Origin of the sequence: Aureibaculum flavum, assembly GCF_016406085.1 — a bacterium.
In the GTDB taxonomy this organism is placed as follows: Bacteria; Bacteroidota; Bacteroidia; order Flavobacteriales; family Flavobacteriaceae; genus Aureibaculum; species Aureibaculum flavum.
The window spans coordinates 449,793-465,999 of the sequence record NZ_JAEHFJ010000001.1 but is presented as its reverse complement, the minus strand read 5'-3'; the positions used below and the strand labels follow the sequence as shown (position 1 = coordinate 465,999).

Sequence of the window (16,207 nt, the reverse complement as noted above, 5' to 3'; positions counted from 1 at the left end):
CTTATTTTTGAAAATCAAAATTGAAAGATGAATTTTATACAACAAGCATATAAAGGTAGAAATGAATGGTGGATGTATGTACTTACATTTGTTTCCATTTTTGTAGGTATCCAGTTTGCTAGTATTCCATTAATGATTACAGGATATTTTGCTGTAGATGGTGATATGGATATGTTTAGAAAAGAAGCTTTGGATAATTTCATGAAAGCGGGTATTGACAACAATTTATTTTTAGGATTGATGATTTTTACCTTTATCGTAGCTCTCTTTATTTTATACTTGTTTGTTAGATTTTTGCATAAACGTAGCTTTAAAAGCTTAATTACTTCTCGCTTTGAAATTGATTGGAAACGATTTTGGTTTGCATTTATACTTTGGGGAGGTATAGTTTTGATCATGTCTTTAGTTGGTGTTTATTTATCTCCTGATGATTTTGTATGGAATTTTAAACCTATTCCGTTTTTCACATTGTTATTGGTTTCCTTTTTACTTTTACCATTTCAAACAAGTGCTGAGGAATTGGTTTTTAGAGGCTATTTAATGCAAGGATTAGGAGTGTTAGCTAAAAATAGGTGGTTTCCATTAATAGTGACTTCGACTGCCTTTGGTCTTTTACACGGAATGAATCCGGAAGTTGAAAAATTAGGATTTGGTATTATGGTATTTTACATCGGAACAGGTTTCTTTTACGGAATTTCTACATTAATGGATGAAGGAACTGAACTTGCCCTGGGTTTACATGCTTCAAATAATATTATCGCGGCATTTTTAATAACGACCAATTGGTCTGTATTTCAGACAGATGCTCTGTATTTAGATACTTCTGAACCTTCATTAGGTTTAAATACATATTTACCTGTATTTGTTATATATCCCATTATGTTATTTATTTTTTCAAGAAAGTACGGCTGGAAAAATTGGAAAGAGAAATTATTTGGAAAAGTTGAAGAACCTATTATAATCGATTAAAGATCGCCTTAAGGGGATTATAAGGATGTTTATCCAATGCATAACAATAACTACCATAAAAACTTTAAACTCAACGGAACATCTTTTGTTTCGGAGGAAGAATTGATTTTGTTTTCAAAAGATTTACCTTCCAGTGTTACAACTTTTTTAGAAGATTGGTTTAATGATAGTGCAATTGTAAATGTTCAAACTTCTGGTTCTACAGGAACTCCTAAAAGGATAAAATTAAAAAAGGAATATATGGTAAATAGTGCCAAAGCTACCAGTACTTTTTTTGATTTACCAGAAAATACAACGGCTTTATTATGTCTTTCTACAGATTACATTGCTGGAAAAATGATGTTGGTTAGAGCATTGATATTAGGATGGCATATAGACGTTATAGAGGCGAGTTCTAATCCGTTGCAAGATATTGATAGAGTTTATGATTTCTGTGCAATGGTGCCATTGCAAGTCCACCATTCTCTGGGTCATTTACATAAGGTAAAAAAACTTATTGTTGGAGGTGGTGCTGTAGATAATAATCTGATGGAAAACTTACAATCGGTTTCAACAGAAATATTTGCTACTTATGGAATGACGGAGACGATTACTCACATTGCTGTAAAAAGGCTAAATAATCAATCTCGGCAAGGAGCAGCTTTGAAGTTATCTAATTATAAAACTCTTGATACAGTTGCTATTTCAAAAGATTCAAGAGGATGTTTGGTAATTGAGGCTCCTGAAATTTCTGATGACATAATTATTACCAATGATTTGGTTGAAATTATTTCTAACAATGAGTTTAAATGGTTAGGGCGTGCTGATAATGTTATTAATTCGGGAGGTATAAAGTTAATACCTGAGCAAATTGAGGAAAAATTATCCGAAATTATTCATCAACGTTTTTTTGTAGCAGGTGTTCCAGATTCATTATTAGGAGAGAAGCTGATTTTAATCATTGAAAGTGAGCACAAAGAAAAAGTAATTGATCAACTTACCACTTTACCATATTTAACAAAATTTGAAGTACCAAAAGAAGTATATTTTATTGAAAAGTTCGTTGAAACTAAAACAAAAAAAATCCAACGTCAAAGAACATTGGATTTAGTTTTTAATAAGAAGAAATAGGTCTATTTAAAAAAATCTAAAAGGCTACTGAAAAATCCCATTCGTATTTCAGGAGCTTCGATTCTAGATCTTTCATAAAAGACTTCTAAATCTTTTAGTTCACTTTTGTCAAGCCAAACACCATGACCATTAACACAAGAATCTATATAGATTTGAGAGCAATATCCGTATTCTCTACGTTCCATTTCTCTATCACATTTTGGACAATTTAGTAAAGGCTGATCTTTAGATTTTGCCATTAAAATAGATTTACCTACATAATCAGGTATGCGAGCTAATTCTTCCTTGTAATCATTTATTTTAACATCCTGAATTTTTTCTAATTCATTAGCATCAAGCCAAACACCTCCACATTCGTTACACGCATCAACTTCTACAGTGTTTTCATGCATTCTTTTTTCTAATTCAGAACCATCAATTGGACATTTCATATAGTACTATTTAATGTTTTTATTTTTTTTCTCTATTCTCTATTCTCTATTCTCTATTCTCTATTCTCTATTCTCTATTCAACCAAAACCCATTCTCCTTTTTCAATTAAAGGAATGGCTTGCTTAAATTTAACTTCTTTACTTTCACCATTCATCACATGTTTGATGGTAACACGTTCATTTCTTCCTATTTTACGTTCTTGACGTACAATGGTTTCGGTAACATGTTGTTCTTGTGTTTGATTGGTGCTTGTATCTTGAGTGGGACTATTGTAGTCTGCCTTACTTACTTGTACTTTTTCTCGTTTTTGCTCTTTAGCTTGAGAAATTTCTTGAGCATTTTGATTTGGTAATTCTCCTTTAAATAAGAATGATAATACTTCTTTATTTACCTTAGTCAACATTTTTTTAAACAATTCAAACGCCTCAAATTTATACACTAAAAGTGGATCTTTTTGTTCGTAAGTTGCATTCTGAACGGATTGTTTTAGCTCATCCATTTGACGTAAATGATCTTTCCAGGTTTCATCAATTATGGCTAATGAAATATTTTTTTCAAAATCAGAAACTAATCCTTTTCCTTGCGATTCATAAGCATCTTTTAGATTCGTAACCACATTTAGAGTTTTAACACCATCCGTAAAAGGAACTGCTATACGTTCATATTGATTGCCTTGTTTTTCGTAAACATCTTTAATTACAGGGAATACTGCTTCAGCGTTACGCTCAACTTTATTTTGATAGTGTTTATAAATAATTCTAAACAGTTCGTCAATTAAATCTTGCTCAGGTTTCGTTTCAAATTCTTCTTTTGTAAACGGTGAAGAGCTTGAAGAAAAACGAATTAGTTCAAATTCAAAATTAGAATAATCATTAGACGCTTTGTTATCAATTACAATAGCTTCACAGGTATCATAAACCATATTTACAATATCAACCTGTAAACGTTCTCCATACAATGCATGACGACGACGTTTATAAACCACTTCACGTTGAGAGTTCATAATATCATCATATTCTAACAATCTTTTTCTAATACCAAAGTTATTTTCTTCAACTTTTTTCTGAGCTCGTTCAATAGATTTTGAAATCATAGAGTGTTGAATCATTTCGCCTTCTTTCAATCCCATTCTATCCATCATTTTGGCAACACGTTCCGAACCAAATAATCGCATTAAATTATCCTCTAAAGAAACATAAAATTGAGAAGATCCTGGATCACCTTGACGTCCAGCTCTACCCCGTAATTGTCTATCTACACGACGAGAATCATGTCGTTCTGTACCGACAATGGCTAAACCACCTGACGCTTTTACTTCAGCAGATAATTTAATATCCGTACCACGACCGGCCATATTTGTAGCAATAGTTACTACACCAGGATTACCAGCTTCGGCAACAATGTCAGCTTCTTTCTTGTGCAATTTTGCATTTAATACATTATGAGGTATTTTTCTAATGGTTAACATTCTACCTAATAATTCAGAAATCTCAACAGAGGTTGTACCAACTAATACTGGTCTTTTTTCTTCAACCAATCTTACAATTTCATCAATGACAGCATTGTATTTTTCGCGTTTGGTTTTATAAATTAAATCTTCTTTGTCTTTACGGACTAAAGGAACATTGGTTGGTATTTCAACCACATCTAATTTATAAATTTCCCAAAATTCACCAGCTTCCGTAACAGCAGTACCTGTCATCCCAGAAAGCTTGTTGTACATTCTGAAATAATTTTGTAGGGTAACAGTAGCATATGTTTGCGTAGCATCTTCAATCTTTACATTCTCTTTTGCTTCTAATGCTTGGTGTAGTCCGTCAGAATAACGACGACCATCCATAACACGACCCGTTTGCTCATCAACAATTTTAATTTTGTTGTCCATGATTACATACTCTATATCTTTTTCAAATAGGGTATAGGCCTTTAAAAGTTGATTTAAGGTATGGATACGCTCACTTTTTATACTAAAATCTCTAAACAATTCTTCCTTGCCTTTCGCAATATCTTCGGGAGTTTCATTTTCCTTTTCAATTCGGGCTATTTCCATTCCAAGGTCAGGTAGTAAAAAGAAATTATCTTCTTTATCTTTTGTGCCTGATAATTGCTCAATACCCTTATCTGTTAACTCTATAGAATTATTTTTTTCATCAATAACAAAATAAAGTGCCTCATCAATTTTTGGCATTTCTTTATTGTTATCCTGCATATAATGATTTTCAGTCTTTTGCAGTAATTGCTTTATACCTTCTTGACTTAAATATTTTATTAATGCTTTGTTTTTTGGTAAACCTCTGAATACTCTTAATAAATGAATAGCACCTTCTTTTTCATTACCTTCTGCAATCATTTTTTTAGCATCAGCTAAAACACCCGTTAGAAAAGTTCTCTGTTTACTTACAATATCGTTAACCTTTGGTTTTAACTCATTGAATTCATGTCTATCACCTTGAGGTGTAGCACCTGAAATAATTAAAGGTGTACGAGCATCATCAATTAAAACTGAATCTACCTCATCAATTATGGCAAAGTTATGTGGGCGTTGCACTAAATCTTTCGGGGCATGTGCCATATTATCACGCAAGTAATCAAAGCCAAATTCGTTATTTGTACCATAAGTTATATCTGCGTTATAGGCCTTTCTTCTGGCATCAGAATTCGGTTTATGGTAATCAATACAATCAATACTTAAACCATGAAATTCAAATAAAGGTCCCATCCATGCAGCATCACGTTTTGCTAAATAATCATTTACTGTAACCACATGCACACCGTTTCCAGTAAGTGCGTTAAGGTATATGGCTAAAGTGGCAACTAATGTTTTACCTTCACCCGTCATCATTTCAGCAATTTTACCTTGATGTAATACCGAACCACCAATCAGCTGTACATCATAATGAATCATGTCCCAAGTAATTGGTTTCCCAGCAGCATCCCAAGAGTTACTCCAAACAGCATAATCATCCTCCAAAACAACATAATCGTTATCGGCAGATATTTCTCTATCAAATGGTGTTGCTTTTACTTTTAGCGTCGTATTGTTTACCAAACGCTTGGCTGTTTCTTTAATTACAGCAAATGCCTCAGCTTGAACATCTAATAAAACACCTTCAGAAGCTTGATAAGCATCTTCATTTAGTAAATCAATTTCTTTATAGATTTCTTCTTTACGATCTATATTCGCAGTTTCAATCTCTATATTTAATTCTGCTATTTTATCATCAAAAGGTTTTCTAGCCTCCTTTATTTTTTGTTTAAATTCTAAAGTCTTACCCCTTATTTCGTCAATAGAAAGTTTTTCCATTTGGCCTTCAAAAGCCCTAACATTAGTTACAATAGGTTGTAATTCTTTTAAGTCTTTTTTCTTTTTATCGCCCACAAAGACTTTAAGGACTGAATTTAAAATACTCATATGTTTCTATTTTATATTGAACTAAATCAATATTTTGATGTGTTTTTTACTGTAATTTTTATGCTATTAATTAATTTTTTTAGATTTAATCAGCCTAGAAAAGCTTAGACCAATACCTAATCCAATTAATAAACCAGAAATAAAATTGATGCCATTATTGTCAAAAAAGTAAATTGACAATAGACCTACGGTTATAATTATCAAACCAAAAATTTCGATTTTATTCATAGTCAATACTTTACACAAATATAAGAATCTGTGTATTATAGATAGTTAATTTTTATATAAAAAGGTGAATAAAAACCAAAAAAAAAGTCTCATTATGAGACTTTAGATTTGTTAATATTCATCTTCATTCCATAGGAAATCTTCATCCGTTGGATAGTCCGACCATATTTCTTGAATAGACTCGTAAGAATCATCTTCGTCTTCAATTGCTTGCAAGTTTTCAACAACTTCAAGCGGTGCACCAGTTCTGATAGCGTAATCAACTAACTCGTCTTTGGTGGCTGGCCAAGGAGCATCACTTAAGTAAGATGCCAATTCTAAAGTCCAATACATAATTGTAATATAATTTTAATATTTTGCAAAAGTAATTTTTTTAAGCACAAAAGCAAGTTTTTTATGTATTATTTTTCAAATTATAAAAGAACGTTCTTTAATCTCAATAAATTATCATCAACTTAATTGGTTTTAATAATTAATATAGATTGATGTTGCTATTTTTTTTACTAGAAATCCAAATAGGGTTTCTAAACTAATTTTTACTAGGTAGCCAAGGTATCTCCTCAACATGATTATCATAAGTCAACTTCCGTGCCAATACAAAAAGATAGTCTGATAGTCTATTTAGATACATGATTATATGATCATCAATAGGGTCATTTTCATTGAGCTGCACTGATAAACGCTCAGCACGACGACAAATACATCGAGCTATATGACAAAATGACACAGTTTGGTGACCGCCTGGCAATACAAAATGAGTCATTTGTGGCAATGATTGCTGCATTGTGTCTATTTCATTTTCCAAATATTCAATGTCAGACGTGGTAATTTTTGGAATATTTAAACGTTCCTTACCATTTTTTAAAGTTTCCTTTTCAGGAGGCGTGGCTAACATGGCACCAAGAGTAAATAGTTCATTTTGAACTTTTAGTAATGTTTTCGCCGTAGGTTCTGTAATTTTTTGATCTTTTAACAAGCCAATGTGTGAATTTAATTCATCAACAGTGCCATAAGCTTCAATACGTAAATGATATTTAGGTACGCGGGTGCCTCCATAAAGTGAAGTTTGCCCTTTATCTCCAGTTTTTGTATATATTTTCATTCATTCAATGTTTTAAAATAATCTTATTATAAATAAGCTAAATGTTTATAAACATTATAAGGCTTGCTTAGAAACTTTAGGATATCAATAGTTTTGAAACGCCAATCATTTTTCTAACTTATTTAAGTTACAAAGTTATTGACTTATTAGGGGATTAAAAAATTTAAACGAGAAGGGTTTTCAAAGTAGGTCTAATTAATTAATCAGACCAAACCATTTTAAAGCGATCATTAGAAGTATTAAAGATACACCTGCAATAAATAAGGCTTTTACAACTTTGTCCCAAAATTGTGGACCATAAGGTTCTGAATCTTCATTATTATTGAAATTATGACGAAATTGAGACATAGCGTTTTGTTTGAACTCAAAATTAATACAAGTTCTCTTAATATAAAAGAGAGGAAATCAAATTGGGGGAAAATCCTAGATTAAAAAGGGGAAAAATCCCCTATACTATGTTGGAAAAATAATTGTAACTATCTTTGTAGTATAATAAAATGTAAATGCCCGAAACAATTTTTAGTATTCTATTAGGTATTGGCTTAGCTGCTTCGGTGGGTTTTAGAATATTTGTGCCACTTTTCGCATTGAGTTTAGCTTCCTATTATCAGATTATTCCCTTAAATGAAAATTGGGAATGGATAGGCAGTTCTGCCGCTATGATTACATTAGGTATTGCAACAGTCGTTGAAATTGGTGCCTACCTTATTCCTTGGTTAGATAATTTATTAGATGTTGTTGCCGTGCCTTTGGCAGCCGTTGCAGGTACCGCAGTAATGTTATCAACAGCAGCCGATTTAGACCCAATAATAACATGGTCATTGGCAATTATTGCAGGTGGAGGAACAGCTACTGCTATTAAATCGTCAACAAGTACAGCACGGTTAACATCAACAGCAACCACTGGTGGTATTGCAAACCCAATTGTGTCAACGGTTGAATCAGGTACCTCAATAATTATGGCTGTTTTAGCTTTTGTTGCTCCTGTTTTAGCAATAGTTTTTGTCATTATTATATTATGGTTATTATTTAAAGTATTCAAATGGTTTAAACCAAAAAAACAGATAGATGGATAGCAGTGCACAACAAAATGGTATTTTTAAAACATTGCAAATTATTTATGGAGCTATAATTGCGGGTATTGTAGTATTCTCAGTTGTTGCTTTTATCCTAATTGATACGCCAGTATATGATATAGATATGAAGAATATTTTTACAATAGTGGTACCGATTATGGCTGTTGGCAGTATCTTTTTTAGTGATTCTGTTTACCAATCTATGATTAAAAGAATTTCACCAAATAGTACTTTAACTTCTAAATTAGCTCAATACCAAACCGCAACTATAGTAAAAGGTGCCTGGTTAGAAGCTCCTGCATTTATTGCTATTGTGGCTACTTTTCTTTCTAATAATATCATCTTTTTATTCGTTTCAATACTTATGACCGTCATTATGTATTTAAAATTCCCCAAAAAAGAAACCTTTAAACAGGAAGTCAAATTGAGTTTTGAAGAAAAAACGGAATTCGATAGACTTTAAGGAAGCTATCTGTGTTCAGTGAGAGTTTGTATTTTTTATTTAGTTTAAAGTTTAATATCCCTTCCTTTGTTTTGGTTGAAAATTTCGACAATACAACGACTCCTAAACAATTCAAGTTTCCATCTTAAAAAACGGTAATTATTTCCGATATTTGCAGCTTATTTAAAAAATTAATGGCACAAAAACCAAGCATACCTAAAGGGACAAGAGATTTTTCACCAACAGAAGTTACGAAACGAAACTATATTTTTAATGTTATCAAAGAAGCATTTGAGAATTACGGATTTCAACCCATTGAAACACCGAGTTTTGAAAACTCTTCTACACTCATGGGGAAGTATGGCGAGGAAGGAGATCGATTGATTTTTAAAATATTGAATTCAGGTGATTATTTATCTAAAGCAAATGAGACCGCTTTACATGAGAAAAATAGTAATGCTTTAACTGCTTCTATCTCGGAAAAAGCACTTCGTTACGACCTTACGGTACCTTTTGCCAGATATGTTGTACAACACCAAAACGAAATTGAATTTCCTTTTAAACGTTATCAAATGCAACCCGTTTGGCGTGCAGATAGACCTCAAAAAGGACGGTTTAGAGAGTTTTATCAATGTGATGCCGATGTAGTAGGAAGCACTTCATTATGGCAAGAAGTAGAATTTGTACAATTGTATGATGATATTTTTACTAAGCTCGAATTAAAAAACACCACCATAAAAATAAATAACCGAAAAATACTTTCTGGTATTGCTGAGGTTATTGGTGCATCTGATAAATTGATTGATTTTACAGTTGCTCTAGACAAGTTAGATAAGATTGGTAAAGATGGTGTCATTAAAGAAATGCTAGGTAAAGGCATAACGGAGGAAGCCATTAAAAAAGTAGACCCTTTATTGCAATTGCAAGGAGATAATATTTCCATGCTCAATGAATTGAAAGTTATTTTAAAAGATTCCGACCAAGGTTTGCAAGGTGTTTCTGAACTAGAGTTTGTTATTAATAATGTTGCAAAACTAGGTTTGAATACCAGTAGTTTAAAACTTGATGTTACGTTGGCAAGAGGGTTGAATTATTATACAGGAGCCATTTTTGAAGTTGCAGCAGCTCAAGTGAAGATGGGATCTATTGGTGGTGGTGGAAGATATGATGATTTAACAGGAATATTTGGATTGAAAAACATGAGTGGAATTGGTATTTCATTTGGTTTAGATCGGATTTATTTGGTATTAGAAGAGTTAGGCTTATTTCAAAAAGTAGAATTGCCTAAACCAAAGGTCTTGTTCATTAATTTCGGAGAAAATGAGGCTCTTTATTGTTTAGAAACGATTAAAAAGTTGCGTGAAAATGAAGTGAAATCAGAATTGTATCCAGACAATGCCAAACTGAAGAAACAAATGAATTATGCCAATAAGCGTGATATCAATTTTGTTGTTCTCGTTGGTGAATCTGAATTAAATGAAAGTAAGTATACCTTAAAAAATATGAAAAGTGGAGATCAAAGTTCTTGTAATTTTGAAACACTGTTAAAAGCAGTACAGAATTCGTAAATTTGCGAAATATTTATAATAAATAATATTGATTTAGATGATCCACTTTAGGGGCATCGAAGAATTAAATTTAATTGATAAGGATTGTCCCCTTGAGGGGACCTTAGGGATGTTTTTTTATTTAGAAGCACAAAATAGTTTGCATTCCTAGAATTATAATAAAATTAAAGAAAATGTTTGAAGGAAAAAACGGTAAAATTAATTCCGAAATTATGGAAGACGAAATAGGTGATAATCATATTGCAACTACAGCAACAACACCTCTACGCGATGATGCTTTTGAAGTATCTGATACAGATAAGATGCTAGCTATTGAAGAGAATATGGCTCAGATTTTACATACCTTAGGTATGGATTTAACTGACGATAGCATAAAAGGCACCCCACGAAGGGTTGCTAAAATGTTTGTTCAAGAAATTTTTTCGGGCTTAAACCCTAAAAATATGCCAAAGGCGTCTACTTTTGATAACAATTATAAGTATGGCGAAATGTTGGTAGAAAAAAATATTACGGTATACTCTACCTGTGAGCATCACTTATTACCAATAGTGGGTAGAGCTCATGTCGCATATATTTCTAATGGAAATGTAATTGGCTTATCAAAAATGAACCGTATTGTAGATTATTATTCAAAACGACCACAAGTACAAGAACGTTTAACAATGCAGATTGTTCAAGAATTACAAAGAGCATTAAATACTGACGATGTTGCCTGTGTTATTGATGCCAAACACTTGTGTGTAAATTCGCGTGGTATTCGTGATGTAGCCAGTAGTACTGTAACCTCTGAATTTGGAGGTAAGTTTAAAGAGGCTGCTACCAAACGTGAATTTTTGGACTATATCAAGTTGGAAACTAGCTTTGAGTAAGCTTAATTTTTTAATTAATCAACAAAGTTTTTATTAAGTTAGCATATATAACTATATTTATTTATGCTAACTCAAGTATTTTTAGAAAGCCTTAGAGCCCTAAGCTAAAGCACTCAAAAATTGCAAGGTATCAACGCCGTCAGCATAATCATTTAAACTAGGTTGTTGTGTTTCTCCAAACTTTACGGCGTTTTCTAGGGTATTACTGACCACACATTGTATTTGATCTTTATCCGCTTCAAGTTTAAGCTGTAAAGACGCTAAATCGTCATAATATTCATAGAATGCTGTAGCAATAGGAGAGGAGTAGCTATTATCTTCCTTTATCATAAAAAAGCCATTTTCTAAGATGTCAAATTCACTCATTAGGTATACAGCCTTATTATAATCATAATTGTTTTCGTATTTTTTATAATTGATAATATCCTTATATTCAAAAATAGCATTAAAAAAAGGATCAAAATTATATCCTTTTGGGACATATAGTTTAGAAATACTTCTACATCCTAAGCCGAAATACCTAAAAATATCTTCTCCAATACCTTTTAATTCGTCTAAACTGTCGTTTTCGGTAATTACGGCAACACTATTTCTATTGTTTCTTATAATATGTGGTTTATTGCCAAAATAATATTCAAAATACCGAGCGGTATTATTACTGCCTGTCGCTATAGTTGCATCAAAATCAGTTAGTTTCCCCTCTGTAAAGTCTATATTATCTTTAAATTCGGGCTCAACATATTCTAAATATTTGGCCAATAGCGGCAGTAAATGCTTATCATTTGACGATTGTTTAATGCGAATAGAATGTCCAGAGATTAATACAGATAAAAAATCATGAAAACCAACCAAAGGAATGTTTCCTGCCATAATTACGGCTATCGTTTTAGGATTGTCGTTAGTCAAATTATACGAAGAAGTCCATTTTGTTAAAGTTTCTAAATTCAGTAATTTAGTCCAACTTTCTATTCCATAAAGTACATTTTCTTTTGTAAACCAACTATTAAATTCTTGAGCTCTATTTATTTGAAGCTTAACAGCATCAAAAAAGAGGTCATTAAGCATTATATGCTCCTTTTTCTCAATTTTATCTTGAGAAAATTGACTTAAAAATTTTCCTAATTCAACAAAAGCATTGATCCTTTTTTCTAATATCATTTTCAGTTTTTTATCGTTAGTGTATAAAAATAAGTATGTTTTTTACAATGCTAGCCTTTTTTTCTTAGCCTGGCACTATGTAAAAAAGTAGTAAGGCTATTACTATGTAAATATTTTAGGCTTCATTCGCTAAAAAAAAATAGCAACAACTAAGTTAAAATACCACACTTCTTTTTAAACAAGAATTTTGTAACTTTGCAGCAAATTTAAAGTAAAAAAACAAATGGCAATTATAATAACTGACGAATGTATAAATTGTGGGGCTTGTGAACCTGAGTGTCCAAATACTGCAATTTACGAAGGAGCCGAAGATTGGCGTTATAAAGATGGTACGTTGCTTGATGGTGATGTGGTTTTACCTAACGGAAAAAAGGTAAATGCAGAAGAAGACCAGGAGCCTGTAAGTGATGAAATATATTTTATAGTACCAGATAAATGTACGGAGTGTAAAGGTTTTCATGATGAACCTCAATGTGCGGCAGTATGCCCAGTAGATTGTTGTATACCTGATGATGAGCATGTAGAAAGTGAAGAAACATTGCTCGAGAAGCAACGTTTTATGCATCCGGAGTAACGCACTGTTTAGTTGTCTATTGTAGTTTTTTTGTATGAATTCATAGGTATTGTCAATGAATACATCATCCAATAGAGTTACTTTACAGCTTTTCCTTCAAATTCAATTCGTGAATCTTTAACACCTACAAGTTCTGATAATTCATATACATTTTTATAGCCATAGCCGTAAAGATTAATGTAAGTGGGTATATTGAGAGCTAGTGCTAGGTTGTTTTCTTGAACAGGTAATACCATTTTTGTAGCAAAATGAATGGAGTCATTTTCAATATTATTGTTGCAATAAATTAATATTTTTGTTTCAGTGTCAGGTATTAAAGCCCTCAAATTTTTATGGGTAAAGTCTGTAAAATCTAAGTGAATAGCTCCTTTAATATGTTTTTGATCATAACGTTTGTCTGAACGAGTATCTAAGATTACTACATTTTCTTTTGTACTAATCGCTAAAAAATCATCAAGAGCTATTAAACGTTCTGCACGGTGATTTTCAACTTCATTTACTAACGCTTTAAAATCGTCAAAACTAACTCTTGACGGTGGTGTAGAAATTTGTTTTTGTGCATTTGATAATTGGCCAACAGCTAAAAGGATAAAAAATATATTTTTCATTTTTTCATATTTTAATGTGAACAAAAGTCTATACTATCATTATAGTATCCAATTGAAAATGAGTAACACTACCTTTTCAATGCGTAAAAGATGTTTTTAAGTTTTATTTAGAATTTGCATTTTGTTTTTTATAAAAACTTAACCCTATATTTGCACCTCGAATTTTTAGAAATAATAAGTTATGAAGGCAGGTATCGTAGGGCTTCCAAATGTAGGTAAATCCACACTTTTCAATTGTTTATCGAATGCAAAGGCACAAAGTGCCAATTTTCCATTTTGTACTATAGAACCAAATATTGGTGTTGTAAACGTTCCAGATAAACGTTTAGAAAAATTAGAAGAACTCGTAAACCCAGAACGTGTTTTACCAGCAACCGTTGAGATAGTTGATATTGCAGGATTGGTTCGCGGAGCAAGTAAAGGAGAAGGATTAGGTAATCAGTTCTTAGGTAATATTAGAGAAACAGATGCAATTATTCACGTATTACGTTGTTTTGATAATGATAATATTATTCATGTTGATACAACTGTTGATCCAATTCGTGATAAAGAAACGATAGATATTGAATTGCAATTGAAAGATCTTGAAACGGTTGATAAAAAGCTTGAAAAAGTAAAACGTACGGCTAAAACAGGAAATAAAGAAGCTCAAAAAGAAGAAATCGCTTTAACTAAAGTGAAAAAAGCATTGGAAGCAGCTATTTCTGTACGTGCTGTTGAATTAACTTCAGAGGAGCGTGAAGATTTTATTAAACCTTTGCAATTATTAACAGACAAGCCTATTCTTTATGTGTGTAATGTTGATGAAGCTTCTGCTAAAGATGGAAATGCATATGTCGAGTCTGTAAAAAAAGCAATTGCCAATGAAGATGCTGAGGTAATTATTTTAGCTGTAGCAACAGAAGCAGATATTACGGAACTCGATTCTTATGAAGAGCGAGAAATGTTCTTAGATGATTTAGGTCTCGATGAAGCAGGTGCATCTAAGTTAATTAGAGCTGCCTATAAACTATTGAATTTACAAACGTATTTTACAGCAGGAGTTAAAGAAGTAAGAGCATGGACAATCTTGGTTGGAAATACGGCACCTCAAGCAGCAGGTGTTATACATACTGATTTTGAAAAAGGGTTTATTCGTGCCGAGGTTATGAAATATGCCGATTTTGTTGAATATGGTAGCGAAGCTAAAGTGAAAGAAGCAGGCAAGCTATCTATAGAAGGTAAAGAATACGTAGTTCAAGATGGTGATGTAATGCATTTTAGGTTTAACGTTTAAGTTAGCATTAAATAATCAGTTAAGGTATTTATCCTAAATAACTTAAGGCATCACATTTGTAACGTATACATGTGAATTGAATTGTAAAAAATCTAAAGCCGTTAATCATTATACGCCAATCAAAAAATAAGCATGAAGTTTGATTTAAAAATAACTGATACTACTTCCAAAGCAAGAGCAGGTACTATAACAACTGATCATGGAGAAATAGAAACTCCTATTTTTATGCCTGTAGGTACTGTAGCATCTGTAAAAGGTGTTCATCAACAAGAGCTTAAGAAAGATATCAATGCAGATATTATTCTAGGAAATACATATCATTTGTATTTACGCCCGGGTACTAAAATTTTAGAAAAAGCAGGTGGATTGCATAAATTCATGAATTGGGACAGGCCCATATTAACTGATAGTGGAGGCTATCAAGTGTATTCGCTTTCTGGTAATAATAAGATTAATGAAAAAGGCGTAAAGTTTAAATCGCATATAGACGGTTCAATGCATTTTTTTACACCAGAATCCTCTATGGATATTCAACGAAGTATAGGTGCTGATATTATCATGGCGTTTGACGAATGTACGCCGTACCCTTGTGAATATAATTATGCTAAGAATTCAATGCATATGACGCATCGTTGGTTAAAACGATGTATCAATCATTTAGAGAAAACACCTGAAATTTACGACTTTAAGCAAGCGTTTTTTCCAATTGTTCAAGGGAGTACGTATAAAGATTTACGTAAACAATCTGCTGAATTTATCGCGTCAATGGGAGCAGAAGGTAATGCCATTGGTGGGCTCTCTGTAGGTGAGCCAGCTGAAGAATTGTATGAAATGACAGATATTGTTTGCAGTGTGTTACCTGAAGATAAACCACGTTATTTAATGGGCGTTGGTACACCTATAAATATTTTAGAAAATATAGCTTTAGGTGTCGATATGTTTGATTGTGTAATGCCCACAAGAAATGCAAGAAATGGTATGTTATTTACGGCACACGGTAGTATTAATATTAAGAACAAAAAATGGGAAGATGATTTTTCTCCTATAGACGAAATGAATATTACGTTTGTAGATACTCAATATTCTAAGGCTTATTTGCGTCATTTGTTTGTTGCAAAGGAATACTTAGCAAAGCAAATTGCAACCATACACAATTTAGGATTTTATATGTGGTTGGTTCGTGAAGCTAGAAAACATATCTTAGCAGGAGATTTTACCACTTGGAAAAACAGGATGGTAAAACAAATGGATAAAAGATTATAATATAAAATAATAAAAAGAGAAAGTTTGTTTTTCACCTTTTAGAAGGATATTTTGAATTTAATTCAGAATTGTAGATAGTGAACATCTCGTTTTATTAAAATCTGAAGAAATTCAGATTGA

Annotated in this window: 16 protein-coding genes; 9 read left to right on the top strand and 7 right to left on the bottom strand. The window is 32.2% G+C overall.

What is annotated here, in order from left to right; genetic code table 11:
* Positions 1-27: 27 nt before the first annotated feature.
* Both JBL43_RS01970 and JBL43_RS01965 read left to right on the top strand, forming a co-directional pair.
* Positions 28-969, top strand: coding sequence for a CPBP family intramembrane glutamic endopeptidase (locus JBL43_RS01970; protein WP_198839799.1), 942 nt, complete (start codon positions 28-30; stop codon positions 967-969).
* Positions 970-1,005: 36 nt separating this feature from the next.
* The gene (locus tag JBL43_RS01965; RefSeq protein ID WP_198839798.1) at positions 1,006-2,079 is read left to right on the top strand and encodes an AMP-binding protein; all 1,074 of its coding nucleotides are present in this window, start codon (positions 1,006-1,008) and stop codon (positions 2,077-2,079) included.
* A 2-nt stretch (positions 2,080-2,081) separates the two neighbouring features.
* Here JBL43_RS01965 and JBL43_RS01960 read toward each other — a convergent pair whose 3' ends face one another.
* From JBL43_RS01960 to JBL43_RS01940, 5 genes are all read right to left on the bottom strand, one after another.
* Positions 2,082-2,510 carry a zf-TFIIB domain-containing protein gene (locus tag JBL43_RS01960; RefSeq protein ID WP_198839797.1) on the bottom strand — a complete coding sequence of 143 codons (429 nt, stop codon included), beginning with the start codon at positions 2,508-2,510 and terminating at the stop codon, positions 2,082-2,084.
* 74 nt (positions 2,511-2,584) lie between these two features.
* The gene (gene secA, locus JBL43_RS01955; protein WP_198839796.1) at positions 2,585-5,923 is read right to left on the bottom strand and encodes a preprotein translocase subunit SecA; all 3,339 of its coding nucleotides are present in this window, start codon (positions 5,921-5,923) and stop codon (positions 2,585-2,587) included.
* Positions 5,924-6,262: 339 nt separating this feature from the next.
* Positions 6,263-6,484, bottom strand: coding sequence for a DUF2795 domain-containing protein (locus JBL43_RS01950; protein WP_117883287.1), 222 nt, complete (start codon positions 6,482-6,484; stop codon positions 6,263-6,265).
* A 196-nt stretch (positions 6,485-6,680) separates the two neighbouring features.
* Positions 6,681-7,253, bottom strand: coding sequence for a cob(I)yrinic acid a,c-diamide adenosyltransferase (locus tag JBL43_RS01945; protein ID WP_198839795.1), 573 nt, complete (start codon positions 7,251-7,253; stop codon positions 6,681-6,683).
* Positions 7,254-7,448: 195 nt separating this feature from the next.
* Positions 7,449-7,601: a hypothetical protein gene (locus tag JBL43_RS01940; RefSeq protein WP_198839794.1), complete on the bottom strand. Its 153-nt coding sequence runs from the start codon at positions 7,599-7,601 to the stop codon at positions 7,449-7,451.
* A gap of 155 nt (positions 7,602-7,756) precedes the next feature.
* Here JBL43_RS01940 and JBL43_RS01935 point away from each other — a divergent pair, with 155 nt between their 5' ends.
* The 4 genes from JBL43_RS01935 (at position 7,757) to folE (ending at position 11,208) form a co-directional block, all read left to right on the top strand.
* The gene (locus JBL43_RS01935) at positions 7,757-8,329 is read left to right on the top strand and encodes a DUF4126 domain-containing protein (RefSeq protein WP_198839793.1); all 573 of its coding nucleotides are present in this window, start codon (positions 7,757-7,759) and stop codon (positions 8,327-8,329) included.
* Positions 8,322-8,792 (top strand): hypothetical protein, encoded by a 471-nt coding sequence (locus JBL43_RS01930; RefSeq protein ID WP_198839792.1) that lies wholly within the window; start codon positions 8,322-8,324, stop codon positions 8,790-8,792. Before JBL43_RS01935 ends, JBL43_RS01930 begins: the two co-directional genes overlap by 8 nt.
* Before the next feature lie 173 nt (positions 8,793-8,965).
* Positions 8,966-10,339, top strand: a complete 1,374-nt coding sequence (gene hisS / locus JBL43_RS01925; protein ID WP_198839791.1) for a histidine--tRNA ligase — start codon at positions 8,966-8,968, stop codon at positions 10,337-10,339.
* 173 nt (positions 10,340-10,512) lie between these two features.
* Positions 10,513-11,208, top strand: coding sequence for a GTP cyclohydrolase I FolE (folE, locus tag JBL43_RS01920; protein ID WP_198839790.1), 696 nt, complete (start codon positions 10,513-10,515; stop codon positions 11,206-11,208).
* A gap of 99 nt (positions 11,209-11,307) precedes the next feature.
* Here folE and JBL43_RS01915 read toward each other — a convergent pair whose 3' ends face one another.
* A complete protein-coding gene (locus tag JBL43_RS01915; RefSeq protein WP_198839789.1) occupies positions 11,308-12,366 on the bottom strand; it encodes an acyl-CoA reductase in 1,059 nt (352 codons plus the stop codon).
* A gap of 223 nt (positions 12,367-12,589) precedes the next feature.
* Between JBL43_RS01915 and JBL43_RS01910 the strand changes: the two genes are divergently transcribed.
* Positions 12,590-12,940 carry a 4Fe-4S dicluster domain-containing protein gene (locus tag JBL43_RS01910; RefSeq protein WP_198839788.1) on the top strand — a complete coding sequence of 117 codons (351 nt, stop codon included), beginning with the start codon at positions 12,590-12,592 and terminating at the stop codon, positions 12,938-12,940.
* A gap of 77 nt (positions 12,941-13,017) precedes the next feature.
* Here JBL43_RS01910 and JBL43_RS01905 read toward each other — a convergent pair whose 3' ends face one another.
* On the bottom strand, positions 13,018-13,548 hold the full coding sequence (locus tag JBL43_RS01905) for a rhodanese-like domain-containing protein (protein WP_198839787.1): 531 nt from the start codon (positions 13,546-13,548) through the stop codon (positions 13,018-13,020).
* Positions 13,549-13,729: 181 nt separating this feature from the next.
* On the opposite strand from JBL43_RS01905, the gene ychF reads away from it, so the two are divergent.
* Positions 13,730-14,824 (top strand): redox-regulated ATPase YchF, encoded by a 1,095-nt coding sequence (ychF, locus tag JBL43_RS01900; RefSeq protein WP_198839786.1) that lies wholly within the window; start codon positions 13,730-13,732, stop codon positions 14,822-14,824.
* Between the two features lie 132 nt (positions 14,825-14,956).
* Positions 14,957-16,087, top strand: a complete 1,131-nt coding sequence (gene tgt / locus JBL43_RS01895; RefSeq protein WP_198839785.1) for a tRNA guanosine(34) transglycosylase Tgt — start codon at positions 14,957-14,959, stop codon at positions 16,085-16,087.
* The last annotated feature ends 120 nt before the right edge of the window (positions 16,088-16,207 follow it).